The 12,408-nt window shown below is 68.7% G+C and carries 12 protein-coding genes and 1 pseudogene; 4 read left to right on the top strand and 9 right to left on the bottom strand.

Annotated features, from left to right (window positions below; genetic code table 11):
* A pseudogene (locus K225_RS21535) lies at window positions 1-367 on the top strand (chromosome partitioning protein ParB); the annotation flags it as partial.
* Window positions 368-518: 151 nt separating this feature from the next.
* Here K225_RS21535 and K225_RS0101600 read toward each other — a convergent pair.
* Window positions 519-1,139, bottom strand: coding sequence for a flavin reductase family protein (locus K225_RS0101600; RefSeq protein WP_026434778.1), 621 nt, complete (start codon window positions 1,137-1,139; stop codon window positions 519-521).
* Window positions 1,140-1,191: 52 nt separating this feature from the next.
* Complete coding sequence (locus K225_RS0101605; protein WP_026434779.1) at window positions 1,192-2,076, bottom strand: helix-turn-helix domain-containing protein; 885 nt, start codon at window positions 2,074-2,076, stop codon at window positions 1,192-1,194.
* 65 nt (window positions 2,077-2,141) lie between these two features.
* Between K225_RS0101605 and K225_RS0101610 the strand changes: the two genes are divergently transcribed.
* Window positions 2,142-3,407 (top strand): MFS transporter, encoded by a 1,266-nt coding sequence (locus tag K225_RS0101610; protein WP_026434780.1) that lies wholly within the window; start codon window positions 2,142-2,144, stop codon window positions 3,405-3,407.
* A 26-nt stretch (window positions 3,408-3,433) separates the two neighbouring features.
* On the opposite strand, the gene K225_RS0101615 is transcribed toward K225_RS0101610, so the two are convergent.
* From K225_RS0101615 to K225_RS0101640, 6 genes are all read right to left on the bottom strand, one after another.
* Window positions 3,434-4,177 (bottom strand): dienelactone hydrolase family protein, encoded by a 744-nt coding sequence (locus K225_RS0101615; RefSeq protein ID WP_026434781.1) that lies wholly within the window; start codon window positions 4,175-4,177, stop codon window positions 3,434-3,436.
* A gap of 8 nt (window positions 4,178-4,185) precedes the next feature.
* Window positions 4,186-4,572 (bottom strand): hypothetical protein, encoded by a 387-nt coding sequence (locus K225_RS0101620; RefSeq protein WP_202900003.1) that lies wholly within the window; start codon window positions 4,570-4,572, stop codon window positions 4,186-4,188.
* A gap of 195 nt (window positions 4,573-4,767) precedes the next feature.
* Window positions 4,768-5,580, bottom strand: a complete 813-nt coding sequence (gene phnE, locus K225_RS0101625) for a phosphonate ABC transporter, permease protein PhnE (RefSeq protein ID WP_026434783.1) — start codon at window positions 5,578-5,580, stop codon at window positions 4,768-4,770.
* A complete protein-coding gene (locus tag K225_RS0101630; RefSeq protein ID WP_026434784.1) occupies window positions 5,577-6,443 on the bottom strand; it encodes an ABC transporter permease in 867 nt (288 codons plus the stop codon). Before K225_RS0101630 ends, phnE begins: the two co-directional genes overlap by 4 nt.
* The gene (locus K225_RS0101635) at window positions 6,443-7,273 is read right to left on the bottom strand and encodes a phosphonate ABC transporter ATP-binding protein (RefSeq protein WP_026434785.1); all 831 of its coding nucleotides are present in this window, start codon (window positions 7,271-7,273) and stop codon (window positions 6,443-6,445) included. Before K225_RS0101635 ends, K225_RS0101630 begins: the two co-directional genes overlap by 1 nt.
* Window positions 7,274-7,341: 68 nt before the next feature.
* Window positions 7,342-8,214 (bottom strand): putative selenate ABC transporter substrate-binding protein, encoded by an 873-nt coding sequence (locus K225_RS0101640; protein ID WP_026434786.1) that lies wholly within the window; start codon window positions 8,212-8,214, stop codon window positions 7,342-7,344.
* An 810-nt stretch (window positions 8,215-9,024) separates the two neighbouring features.
* On the opposite strand from K225_RS0101640, the gene K225_RS0101645 reads away from it, so the two are divergent.
* Window positions 9,025-10,119 carry a porin gene (locus tag K225_RS0101645; protein WP_026434787.1) on the top strand — a complete coding sequence of 365 codons (1,095 nt, stop codon included), beginning with the start codon at window positions 9,025-9,027 and terminating at the stop codon, window positions 10,117-10,119.
* Window positions 10,120-10,229: 110 nt separating this feature from the next.
* A complete protein-coding gene (locus K225_RS0101650) occupies window positions 10,230-11,378 on the top strand; it encodes an N-acetylneuraminate epimerase (RefSeq protein ID WP_026434788.1) in 1,149 nt (382 codons plus the stop codon).
* A gap of 101 nt (window positions 11,379-11,479) precedes the next feature.
* Here K225_RS0101650 and K225_RS0101655 read toward each other — a convergent pair whose 3' ends face one another.
* Complete coding sequence (locus K225_RS0101655; RefSeq protein WP_026434789.1) at window positions 11,480-12,397, bottom strand: alpha/beta hydrolase; 918 nt, start codon at window positions 12,395-12,397, stop codon at window positions 11,480-11,482.
* Window positions 12,398-12,408 lie beyond the last annotated feature (11 nt).

A 12,408-nucleotide genomic window follows, 5' to 3' on the forward strand; every position in this document is an offset into this window, starting at 1 on the left:
TCGGCAGCCGCCATGGCGCTGATCGAAAACATCCAGCGCGAAGACCTCAATCCGCTCGAATAAGCCCAGGGCCTGCAGCGCGCTGGACCGCGCCGCGCAGATCACGGCGGGCAACCAGATCGCGGCCAAAAAGCTCTCGGTGCGCGAGGCCGAGGCCCTGGTCAAGAAGATCGGCGCCGAGTTCAACCTCGTCGCCACCCGCCCCTAGAAGGAAAAGTCACGCGACCTCAAGCGGGTGGAAGAAGAGCTCTCCGACCTGCTCATGGCCGAGGTCGAGGTGCGCGTGAAAAAGCGCGTGAAATGCAACGGCCGCATGGAAGACATGGGTGAGCTGTCCATCCAGTTCGGCTCGCTGGAGGCCCTGAACACTCCCGCACGGGTGGCCTGGGCGCCGGCCGGGGGGCGATACGGTTTCGCCGTCCAACGGATGACTGCGTTGGGCGCCTCGCCGTGCTACAGCGCCGCCTTTGGTGCTCCTCCGGGTCATCCGCAGGAAGGCAAAACCGCAGGACAGGCTCTCAGCGCGGCCGACGCATCTTGAACAGCTGCTCCGGCCCCACCGTGAAATAGTCGGCCGGGCCGCCGCCGCGCAGGATATGGCCGGCGCCCGCCGTGTCGTACACACCGTCTTTCAGCAGCGTCTTCGCGATGTGCACGGCCACCACCTCGCCCAGCACCAGCCAAGTGGGCACCTGGGCGCCGTCGATGCCCTGCAGCTGCAGGGTCTGCGTGCTGCGGCATTCAAAGGTGACGGGGCTTTCGGCCACGCGGGGCGGGCGCACTTTCTCGGAGGGCAAGGGCGTGAGCCCGGCCAGTTCGAACTCATTCACCTCGGGCGGCACGGCGGCGCAGCTCTGGTTCATGGCCTCGGCCAGGTCGCGCGTGGCCAGGTTCCACACGAATTCGCCCGTGGCCTCGATGTTGCGCAGCGTGTCCTTGGCGCCAATGCTGGCAAAGCCCACGATGGGCGGCGTGTAGTTGAAGGCGTTGAAGAAGCTGTAGGGCGCCAGGTTGCGCGCACCTGCGGCATTTTGCGTGGAGATCCAGCCGATGGGGCGCGGCCCCACGATGGCGTTGAATGGGTCGTGCGGCAGGCCGTGGCCCAGGCGGGGTTCGTAGCTGTGGATGTCGGTGGTCATGGGGGCAGGAGCGGTGGTGGAAAGCAGGGGGGCACGGTATCCGGGGCGCCGCTCACCGCGCCGCCCCCAGAAACCGCCCCGGCGGCTGGCCCACCGATTTGCGCACCATGGCGCTGAAGGCGCTCGGGCTGTAGCCCAGCTCGGCGGCGATCTGGCCCATGGGCATGCGGCCGGCGGCCAGCGAGACGGCCTTGGCCAGTATCACCTGCTGGCGCCACTGCGTGAAGGTGCTGGCGAGTTCGGTGCGGAACAGGCGCGCCACCGTGCGCGGGCTGGCGCCGGTGTCCTGGGCCCAGGCGCTCAGGGTCTCGTGGCGCGTGGGGTCGGCCAGCACCGCCTCGCACAGGTGGCGCAGGCGCTTGTCGTGGGGCAGGTCCACGCCCAGTTTCACGGCGGCGGCGCGGCGCAGCTCGCCCAGCACCAGGGCGTTCAGGTGGCGCTCGCGGGTGCGTTCGTCGGGGGTGAGGGCGGGGCCGTCGTCGGGTGTGGACGGCAGCTCGCGCACCAGCGCGCGCAGCAGGTCGGACACCTCCAGCACGCGGCACTGGCGCCAGGCGGCCTCTTCGTGGCGCGGCACGCCGGGGCCGCAGCGCCCGCGCGGCTGGTAGAAATACAGCGTGCGCAGGTCGGCGTCCTCCACCATGGTCACGGCATGTTCCATGCCGGGCGGAATCCACAGTGCGCGCGAAGGCGGTGCGATGTAGGTGCCCCGGTCCACCGTGAGCCGGATCACGCCCGTGGTCGAGATGGCCACCTGCGCCCAGGGGTGGCTGTGCGGCATCACCTGCGTGTCGGCCGCCAGCAGGCGCACCTTGGCGCGTACCGGGCGCTCGGCCGTGGGCACGAACAGGTGCGGCGTGAGCAGCTTCACATACGACAGCGCCCGCTGCGGGCGCGGTGGCGGGGTGCTGTTGGCGGGTGTGGCTGCTTTTGGCATGTTGGCGATAGAAATTGGCACGCTATCGTAAACCTGCCGCACGGGTCTTGCCTAAGATCAGGGCCATGACCTCCATTTCCCCCGGCGCACCGGGCGCCGTCACCCTGCGGCAGGACGCCCGCACCATCACCCTCATCGGCCTGGCGCATGGCAGCTCGCACTTCTTTCACATGCTGCTGCCGCCGCTGTTTCCGTGGCTGATTGGCGAGTTTGGCTTCAGCTATTCCGAGCTGGGCCTGCTGGTGTCGGTGTTCTTCGTGGTCTCGGGCGTGGGCCAGGCGCTGTCGGGCTTTCTGGTGGACCGCGTGGGCGCGCGGCCGGTGCTGTTCTTTGCGCTGACCAGCTTTGCCGCCGCCGGCCTGGTGGCGGGCACGGCGCAGGGCTACACGGGCCTCTTGCTGGCGGCGGCGCTGGCGGGCCTGGGCAATGCGCCGTTCCACCCGGTGGACTTCACCATCCTCAACAAGCGCGTGTCGCCGCAGCGCCTGGGCCATGGTTTTTCGGTGCACGGCATCAGCGGCAACCTGGGCTGGGCCACGGCGCCGGTGTTCATGGCGGGCATCGCCACGGCCACGGGCTCGTGGCGCGCAGCCTGCCTGTGCGGCGCACTGCTGGCCCTGCTGGTGCTGGCCGTCATGGTCTGGAACCGCGATGCGCTCGACGACCGCCAGGGCGCCTGGGCGCACGAAGCCAAGGGCGGTGCCGGTGCCGTGGCGGACGAGCACCCCATGGCCTTCCTCAAGCTGCCCTCGGTGTGGCTGTGTTTTTCGTTCTTTTTCTGGAGCACCTGCGCCCTGAGCGCCATCCAGAGCTTTGCCAGCCCCGCGTTGCAAAGCATGTACGGCCTGCCGCTCAGCGTGACGGCCCTGGTGGTCACCGGCTACATGCTGTGCGGCGCCACCGGCATGGTGGTGGGCGGCTTTCTGGTGGGCCGCGTGGCGCGGCTGGAGAAGATCATCTCGGTCTGCCTGCTGGGCTCGGCCGCGCTGCTGGTGCTGGTGGGCACGGGCTGGCTGCCCGGCATGGCGGCCGTGGTGGTGGCCGCGCTGGCCGGCGTCGGCACCGGGCTGGCCAGCCCCTCGCGCGACATGCTCATCAAGCGCGCCGCCCCGCCGGGCGCCACGGGCCGCGTGTATGGCACGGTGTATTCGGGGCTGGACCTGGGCTTTTGCCTGGCCGCCCCGGTGTTTGGCGCCCTGCTGGACCGGGGCATGATCTCGGGCATTTTCTATGGCTCGGCCATCACGCTGGCCCTGAGCGTGGTGTCCGCCGCGCTGGTGGGGGTGGGCGTGGCGGCGCGGTCGCGGCGCTCTGCCGTGGTGGCGGTCTGAGCGCCGCTTTCGCTGCCCTGGCGACCTCAGCGGTCGTGTGCCGGCCGGTATTTCTGGAGAAAAGCGACGGTGCGGTTCCACGCATCCTCGGCATCCTCGCTGCGGAAAAACAACGGGTAGCTTTCCAGGTTGACGCCGTGGTTGGCCTGGGGATAGATCACCAGTTCAAACGGCACCTGTTTGGGCGCGGACTCCAGCGCGCGCATGGTGGCAACCAGGCAGCAGTTGCGGTAGGTGTCTTTTTCGCCCGCCAGCACCAGCACCGGCGCTTGCCACCGCGCCGTCACTGCGGCAAGGTCCTGGCCCATGACGGCGGTGGCCGGGTAATAGGCCACCACGGCCGCCACCTGGTCTTTCATCGGTGCTCCGTGCACCAGCACCCCGGCGCCGCCCAGCGAAAACCCCACCAGCATGGCTTTGGAGGATGATGCCTGGGGCGCCGACAGGGCGGCCTGGATCACCGCGGCCAGGTGGGCATGTCCTTGCGGGGCCGGGGACTCCCAAGGCGGGATCATGATGTCGCGGCCGTCCACCAGCACCGTGTAGAACCCGAGTGCCGCCAGCCGCGGACCGAACTCCTGGTAGGCCTGTATGCCGCCTGCGCCCGACACCAGCACCACCACCGGCCCCTTGGCGGCCGTTGGCTCGAAGAACGTCGCAGTGCGCTGTGCGAGCGCGGCGCTGGCGACAAGGCCCACTGTCATGCCCACCAGCAGGCCGCGCAGACCGCCGGTGCCTGCGCGGAGCGCTTTGCGGGCAAGAGGCCCCATGTGGCTACCTACTTCGGCTCAAACATGATGAGCTTGCAGTCGGACTTTCCGGTGTTCTCCACGGCATGGGATGCGATGGGCGCCTGCACCCCGGCAAAACCGGCGCGGGGAGCCCCATCCCGTGTCGTGCCGTTGGGCAGGTAGTAGCGCAGCGAGCAGTCGGTGAGGACATAGACCGCCGAGTCGGGGTGGGAGTGCATCGCATCCTTCTGACCTGGCGCCCAGGTGACCGCTATCACGCGGTACTTGGCGTTTTCCGCGATCACCTTGTAGATTTCGGGCGAGGCCGTGATCGACTGGGGTGCCGTTTGCGCAACGGCCGCAGCGGAAAGCAGGCAGAGCCCTGATACCAGGGTGCAAAGACCCCGCCGCTGGGGGCGGGTGAAAACCATCATGCGAACCTCCATCGTGCAATGAAAAAACGCGGATACGAAAGTCATGCTACGCCGATGTTCCCAGGATGAAAAGATGGAGCATTGCGGGCGCTGGTCTGGGGGATTGGTCACCGTGGTTGGGTCCAAGATCCGAATGAAGAATCGGCGCTGGCGCAATACCAGAAAGCGCAATGTGCTCCTGAAAAAGTATTTGTGTCAGATCGCCAGCCAGCGTCGGCTGGCAAAGCTCAGCGCATCCACCAGCGCCACCAGCGCCAGCATGGCCACCAGCACGCTGCTGGTCTCGCCCATCTGGAACAGCCCCATGTGGAAGGCCAGCATCTGCCCCAGCCCGCCAGCCCCCACCACACCCAGCACGGTGGCGGCGCGGATGTTGTTCTCCCAGCGGTACAGCGTGTAGCTCAGCAGCTGCGGCAGCACCTGGGGCAGGGTGGCATACAGAAACACGCGGCTGCCGGCCAAGCCGCGCACGCGCAGGGCGAAGCCGGGGCCCGGCGGGGTGTTCTCGATGGCCTCGGCAAACAGGCGGCCCAGCACACCCGAAGTGTGCAGCGCCAGCGCCAGCGTGCCGGCAAACGGCCCCAGCCCGGCGGCGATCAGCAGCAGCGTGGCCCACACCAGGTCGGGAATGCTGCGCAGGGCGTTGAGCACCAGCCGCGTTGCGCCGCGCCAGCGTGCCGGGTCGCTGTCAAAGGCCTTGCTGGCGGGCAGGGCCAGCGCAAGGCCCAGCAGCACTGCCAGCAAGGTGCCCAGCGCCGACATGGCCAGTGTCTCCAGCGTGGCCCCCAGCAGCTTGTGCAGGAACTGCGGGCTGGTTTCGGGCCGCAGCAGCTCGGCCAGAAACCGGCCCATCCGGGCCAGCGCCGGGGCGGACACAAACTGCGTCCACTGCAGATCGAGCGACCAGAAGCTCAGGCCCACCAGGGCCAGCGCGCCCGCAGCCACGCACCAGCAGGCCAGGCAGCGGTTGGTGCGGGGCCGGGGCGTGGCAGAAGATGGCGCGTTCATGCCAGCCTTTGCCGCAACCAGGCGCTGGTGCGGTCCGCCAGCCAGACCAGGGCCATGAACACCAGCAGCATGGTGGCCACCTCGGCGCCCGCGAACATCTTCATCGAGGCGTCCATCTGCTGGCCCAGCCCGCCTGCGCCCACAAAGCCCAGCACGGCCGAGGAGCGGATCGCGCATTCCCAGCGGTACACCGTGTAGCTGGTGAGCTCGGCGGCGTTCTGCGGCAGCAGCGCGTACAGAAAGGCCTGCAGCCGGCCGCTGCCATTGCGCAGCAGGCTGGCGGCGGCATGGGGCTCGGCGCTGTCCAGGATTTCGGCGTACACCTTGCCCAGCATGCCGGCAAAGGTGAGGGCAATGGCCAGCACCCCGGCCGTGGGGCCCAGGCCCACCACGCGCACGAACACCAGCGCCCAGATCAGCTCGGGCACGCTGCGCAGCACCACCAGCAGCCAGCGCACCAAGAGCCGCAGCAGCGCCGGCAGCGGCGCCATCGGCCCGGTCAGCGCCGAGATGGACAGCACCCGCACCGACAGCAGCGCCAGCGGTACCGCCGCCACCAGGGCCAGGGTGAGGCCGGCGGTGGCAATGGCCACGGTGCGCCAGGTTTCGCGCGCCACCAGGGCCAGGAAATCCGCGTCCCAGCGGGGCGGGATGAAATCGGCCGCAAAGCGCAGCGTGGGCTTGAGTGCATCGGGCGCCAGCAGCAGCCAGGGCTTGAACTCGGTCAGCACCAGCATGGGCCACAGCACGAGGAGCGCCACCACGGCCCCGGCCAGGCGGCCGCGCCAGGCCGGATCGCGCTGCGCCGGAGGCAGGCGGTGTGTGCCGGCAGGGCGGGGGCGGGTGGGCAGGTGGGGCGGCATCAGCGGCATTGCATGGGCACGGGGGCTGCCGCCACGGGCGCGTCGGCGGCGGGCGGCGCCGCTGGCGCCAGCTCTTCGAGGTGCTGCGCATACAGCTGGTGCAACAGCGCCGGCGTCACCTGTGCCGCAGGCAGGTCGAAGGCCAGCGCGCCGCCCCGCAGCCCGATCACGCGCGGGAAATGGCGCAGGGCCATGTCCACCTGGTGCAGCGTGGCAATGAGCGTGGCCCCGCGCTCGCGGGCCGCCTGCGTGAGCGAGGCCAGGGCCTGCTGCGCACGCGCCGGGTCGAGGGCGGACAGCGGCTCGTCCACCAGCAACAGGCTGGCCTGCGAGGCCAGTGCCCGCGCCAGGCCCACGCGCTGGCGCTCGCCGCCCGAGAGCCGGTCCACGCGGTCGAACAGCTTGTCGGCCACGTCGAAGCGGGCCAGCGCGTGCTCGGCCAGCGCCGTGTCGGTGGGGAGCACCAGGCTGCGCACGCTGGCCCACAGGCTCTCGTGCGGCAGGCGCCCGGCCAGCACGGCGGTGACGACACGCTGGCGGGGCGGCAGCGGTGGCACCTGCGGTGCCAGAAACAGGCGGCCACGCAAGCGCTGCAGGGCGCCGCGGGGCAGCGCCCAGGGGTCGGTGTCGTCCAGCTGCAGGCGACCAGCGGCGGGCCGCTGCGCGCAGGCCAGCAGGTGCAGCAACGTGGTCTTGCCCGCGCCCGAGGGCCCGATCACGGCCACCTGTTCGCCCTGCGCCACCGCGAGATGGAGACCGCGCAGCGCCGCCGGCGCGCCGGTGCGTGCGGCCGGGTGGCGCACGATCGCGTTCGTCAGCCGCAGTTTCATGAACCAATCATGCCGCAGCGCCTGCAAATAATGCGCGAGCAGCTATCAAAAAAGGAGTGCATGCACGGTCACTTGATCAGGCCCGCGCTGCGCGCTGCGGTTTCGATGCCCTGGTAGTTGCTGGCCTGGGTCGGAATGAAGCGCGTGGCGCGCTGCAGGTCCAGGATTTCCTGGCCCTCGGAGGTGCTGCGATTCAGGTCCAGGAAGGCCTTGGTGAGCTTTGCGCGCTGGGCCACTGGCATGTCGCTGTGCACGGTCCAGTTGTAGTCAAAGTAGGCGGGGGTGGTGAAGATCACCTTCACCTTGGCCGTGTCCACCTTCTTGTCGGCGACGAACTTTTCCCACACCGAGATGTTGAGCGCACCCGCATCCACCTTGCCCGAGGCCACGGCGGCGATGGTGGCGTCGTGCGCGCCCGAGTAGGCCACGCGCCGGAAGTCCTTGTCGGGGTCGATCTGGGCCTGCAGCAGAACGCTGCGCGGCATCAGGTGGCCCGAGGTGCTGGACTGCGAGCCAAAGCTCACGGTCTTGCCCTTGAGGTCCGCCAGGGTCTTGATGGCCGGGTCGCCGCTGATGAACACCGAGCGGAATTTTTCGTCCTCTTCGCGCTGCACCAGCGGCACCACCTTGCCGCCCGAGCGGATGCTGGCCTGCACAAAGGTAAAGCCGCCATACCAGGCCAGGTCCACCTGCTTGTTGGCCAGCGCCTCCACGGCGGCGGCGTAGTCGGAAACCGGGGTGAACTCCACCTTGGTGCCCAGCTTCTGTTCCAGGTACTTCACTAGCGGCGCGGCCTTGCGCGCCAGCTCGGTGGGCGCTTCGTCGGGGATGGCGGTGATCTTGAAGACCGCCTGGGCCTGGGCCAGGCCACCCAGGCCCACCGCGGCGCTTGCGATCACCGCTTTGATGAGGGTGCGGGTCGAAGGGGAAGAACAGGTCATGAGGCTTTCCAGAAAGTGGGGCTGATAGGCTGGGAGCCGGTGATTGTCGCGGGTATGGCCGCCCTGGCGCAGTGCGCCAGGCAGGAGCAGCCATGCGCTTTGACCGTGGCTGAGCCAGAGGCCGGGCAGATAGCAGCGCACACGCCAGCGCATGTGTTGGCCGCACAGCATCCGCTGATGCACGGAGCGCTGTCCACCGCCAGCGCGGGTGTGCGGCGGGTGCACGGCAACTGCCGTATCTCGAACACGGCCACGGTTGTCATGGTGCTGGAAGCAGCATAGCGGCGGCAGCGTGCGCCGTTTGTCCAAAGATTGGCCTGATCAGCGACATACCTCAGTCAAACCCCGTTCGCCCTGAGCCCTTCGGCTCAGCTCAGGACAGGCCTGTCGAAGGGGTTTCACCGAGAGTCGCCCTGGCTTCGACAGGCTCAGCCCGAACGGTTGGGGGGATCTCTGATGCATGTACATCATCAGGAAGATGAGAGCCCAAGCGCATGCCCAGAAAGCGCGGAACGCTATTGATATTGTAGTAATCTCGAGCGGTGCTCCCTGCGGGTGCGCAGCGCGCAGCTCCCTGCGCGCTGGGGCCGGGAAATCTGCACCGAACCTCCAGTCCAGCCGGCGCCGCCCCAGACCCGGCCGCACCGCCACGGGTTCACCCGGGAGGCATCAACGCACCTTCTCTCCCGGACATCGGGCGCAACCCTATCAGGGCAAACCCGCTTGTTCATTGGGTCGTTGATTTGCACACTGACGTCAGTCCTCTGACCACTGACGTCTTTTCACAACCAACCCTGGAGAACCTCGCAGATGACTCTGATCAATAAGACCCTCATTGCCAGCGCAGCATTGCTGGCCGTTGCCGGTAGCGCGCAGGCGCAGGCGCAGTCGAACGTCACGCTGTTTGGGCGGGCGGACGCCAGCGTGGGCAAGCCCATCGGCAAAAGCCAGACCGGCATGTACCAAGGCAAGGGCAGCCTGCTGGGATTGAAGGGGGAGGAAGACCTGGGCGGCGGAAACTACGCCTTCTTCCAGCTTTACAGCGACATCTTTCTGCAGAACGGCACCACCCTGACCGGGGACGGGCAGTCCGGCAGGGCCGGCTTCTGGGGCAGCCGCTCCATCGTGGGCTTGCGCAACAAGGAGTGGCTCATCGACTTCGGCCGCAAGCTGACGCCCGCCTGGACGGTGGGGCTGCAGGCCGACCCCTGGGGCACTTACAGCTATGTGACGGTGAACACGACCGGCCTGTTCGGCGCCGGCCTCTTCAGCTCGGCCCGCAACCAGCACGCGGCCAGCGTGAACTGGAACAGCGATGGTTTCTTCGCCGGCCTGCAGGTGGCCGAAGGCGACCCGAAAAAGGTGGTCACACGCGGCGGCGGCCCGAACCCGGTGCCCAACATGCCCAGCATCGTGGCCGACGGAACCCGCCCCCTGAGCATTGGCGCGGGCTACAACAAGGGCCCGGTCTATATGGGCCTGGGCTATGAGCGCACTGGCTACGGCACCACGGCGCTGATGTTCTCGGGCACCTACGATTTCAGCGCCGTCAAGCTGTGGGTGGGGCTGGGCGCGGGCTCGCACACCAACGCCTCCGGCGAGAAAGACCTCAAGGGTACCAACATGCTGATCGGCGCCACGGTGCCCGTGGGCATCGGCGAGCTGCGCACCTCGTACAGCGTCCTGAGCACCAAGGCCCGCAACGCATCGGGCGGATACGACGTGCTCAAGGTCGCCCGCGATGGCCAGATGGTGGATGCCTACCCCAACAACTCGCGCAAGTTTGGCCTGGGCTATATGCATCCGCTGTCCAAGCGCACCGAGGTGTTCGTGAACTACGCGCGCGACCAGAAGGCCTACAAGGAGAAGAACGGCTTCGACATGGGGCTGACCCACCATTTCTGACCCCGAGCGACCCAGCGCTCAAGGCGATCCTTTTTCATTGCACCGACATCCCTGATGTCTTTCAGCCACAAGCCCTCTCCAGGCTTGTGGCGTTTTTTTATGAGGTTCCCATGCAAGCAAAGACATTGACCCAGGCCCTCACGGCAGCTGCGCTGCTGCTGTTCTCGGCGGCGCAGGCCGGCGAGCGCTGGGCCGACTTCCCCGTGGCGGCCAAGGCCACTGCCGCGGCCCGCATCGGCAACACCGTCTATGCCGGCCTGGGCACGGCCGGCAAAGGCTGGTACGCGCTCGATGTGAGCCGGCCCGGCGCGCCATGGCGGGCGCTGGCCGAGTTCCCCGATGTGCAGCGCGACGATGCGCGCGCCATCGCCGTGAACGGCCAGATCTACGTGTTCTCGGGCTCGGGCAAGCTGCACCCTTCTGACAAGGCGCTGGTGACGTTCGACACCGCCTGGCGCTACGATCCCGCCGCAAACGCCTGGAGCCGCCTGCCCACGCGCGCCCCCATGGGCCTGCTGGCCACCGGCGCCGTGACGCTGGACCAGCGCAGCATCCTGTTCTTTGGCGGGGTCAACAAAGCCGTCTTCGAGGGCTACTTCCAGGACTACTTCGTCGCCGCCGGCGACGACAAGGCCCGCCAGGACGCCGTGGCCGCCGCCTACTTTGACCAGCGGCCGCAGGACTACCTGTTCACGGCCCAGGTGCTGAGCTATGACACCACTACCCACCAGTGGCGCAATCTGGGCGTGGACCCCGGCCTGCCGACGATTGGCACCGCCGTGGCGGTGCGGGGCCCGCAGGTCACGCTGGTCAATGGCGAGATCAAGCCGGGCCTGCGCTCCCCCGGGATCAAGACCGTCTCGGTGAACGGCGAAACGCTGCACTGGTCCACGCAGACGCTGGTGCCCCCCGCGGGCGCTGCCGTGCAGGACGGCGTCGCCGGGGCCTACGCGGGCTACAGCAACCAGGCGTTGCTGGTGGCCGGTGGCGCCAATTTTCCGGGCTCCTGGGCGCAGTTCAATGCCGGGCAGCTGTGGGCACACAAGGGCCTGAAGAAAACCTGGCACGACCAGATCTATGCCCAGGTGGGCGGCCAGTGGACTACCGCCGGCAAACTGCCGCAGCCCCTGGGCTACAGCGCCTATGTGCAGCTGGACGACAGCCTGCTCATCATCGGCGGCGAGCTCCAGGGCGGAGCCGCCACCAAGGAAGTGATCGAATTGCGCTGGAACGGCAAGGCCGTGGACGTGGTGCGCTGAGATCGTCCACCGGTTCGAAGGCCGCCTCCCGGGGGGATCGCCCCCCGGGACGGTGCCGCCGATGCAGGCCCCTGGCCAGGACCGCGGGCCGGGAGCGGATCTCAGCGATGCAGGCGCGAGCGCAGGAAGTCCGCGACCTCGGGCACGGCCTGCGGCCCCTGAAAGCCATGCATCATCCCGGCATTGCAGCGGGACAGCACCGGGACACCGGCATCCCGCAGCCGCTGCGCATAGGCCTCGCCCTCATCGCGCAGCGGGTCATATTCGCTCGTCATCACGAACGCGCCCGGCAGGCCCGACAGGTCGGCCGCCCGCAGCGGGGACGCCCAGGGGTGCGCACCGTCGGCCGGGTGCGCCAGGTAATGGCCCCAGTACCACTGCATGCCGCGCAGCGTCAGGTCGTAGCCTTCGGCGCATTCGGCGTAGGAGCGGGTGTCGAAGCGGTGATCCGTGACCGGCACCATCAGGGCCTGGCAGGCAATGGAGGGCCCGCCGCGCTCCTTCGCCATCAGGGTCACGGCAATCGCCAGGTTGGCGCCGGCGCTCATGCCCGCCACGGCCAGCCGCTGCGGATCCATGCCCAGCTCGGCGCCCTGGCGGGCCACCCAGCAGGCGGCCGCATAGCAGTCCTCGGGGGCGGCAGGAAACGGGTGCTCGGGCGCGTGGCGGTAATTCACCGACACCACCACGCAGGCGGCCCCATTGGCCATGCTGCGGCAGGCCGCATCCTGTGCATCCAGGTTGCCCAGCACCCAGCCACCCCCGTGAAAGTAAAGGCACACGGGCATCGGCCCCGGCCCCATCCCGGCTGGCGTGTACATGCGCACCGGGATCATGGCTCCGTGCGGTCCGGGAATGCAGAAATCAGCGGTGCGGGCCACCGCTTCGCCGGGCGGCACCAGCCGGCACATCGCCCGGGACTGCTGGCGGGCAGCGTGCGGCGAGAGGGCCTCGACCGGAATCCTGGCCGCCATGTGCGGCTGGGCCAGGTGGGCCTGGGCCCAGGGATGCAGTGGCATGGTGGATCAGG

The organism is Acidovorax sp. JHL-9 (assembly GCF_000426205.1).
Lineage (GTDB): Bacteria > Pseudomonadota > Gammaproteobacteria > Burkholderiales > Burkholderiaceae_C > Acidovorax > Acidovorax soli.

Coding starts and splice junctions, on each gene's coding strand:
- K225_RS0101600 (WP_026434778.1), bottom strand. CDS start 1,139: ATGACCACCGACATCCACAGCTACGAACCCCGCCTGGGCCACGGCCTG.
- K225_RS0101615 (WP_026434781.1), bottom strand. CDS start 4,177: ATGGGGCCTCTTGCCCGCAAAGCGCTCCGCGCAGGCACCGGCGGTCTG.
- K225_RS0101630 (WP_026434784.1), bottom strand. CDS start 6,443: ATGCCGCCCCACCTGCCCACCCGCCCCCGCCCTGCCGGCACACACCGC.
- K225_RS0101655 (WP_026434789.1), bottom strand. CDS start 12,397: ATGCCACTGCATCCCTGGGCCCAGGCCCACCTGGCCCAGCCGCACATG.
- K225_RS0101640 (WP_026434786.1), bottom strand. CDS start 8,214: ATGACCTGTTCTTCCCCTTCGACCCGCACCCTCATCAAAGCGGTGATC.
- K225_RS0101610 (WP_026434780.1), top strand. CDS start 2,142: ATGACCTCCATTTCCCCCGGCGCACCGGGCGCCGTCACCCTGCGGCAG.
- K225_RS0101635 (WP_026434785.1), bottom strand. CDS start 7,273: ATGAAACTGCGGCTGACGAACGCGATCGTGCGCCACCCGGCCGCACGC.
- phnE (WP_026434783.1), bottom strand. CDS start 5,580: ATGAACGCGCCATCTTCTGCCACGCCCCGGCCCCGCACCAACCGCTGC.
- K225_RS0101645 (WP_026434787.1), top strand. CDS start 9,025: ATGACTCTGATCAATAAGACCCTCATTGCCAGCGCAGCATTGCTGGCC.
- K225_RS0101650 (WP_026434788.1), top strand. CDS start 10,230: ATGCAAGCAAAGACATTGACCCAGGCCCTCACGGCAGCTGCGCTGCTG.
- K225_RS0101605 (WP_026434779.1), bottom strand. CDS start 2,076: ATGCCAAAAGCAGCCACACCCGCCAACAGCACCCCGCCACCGCGCCCG.
- K225_RS0101620 (WP_202900003.1), bottom strand. CDS start 4,572: ATGATGGTTTTCACCCGCCCCCAGCGGCGGGGTCTTTGCACCCTGGTA.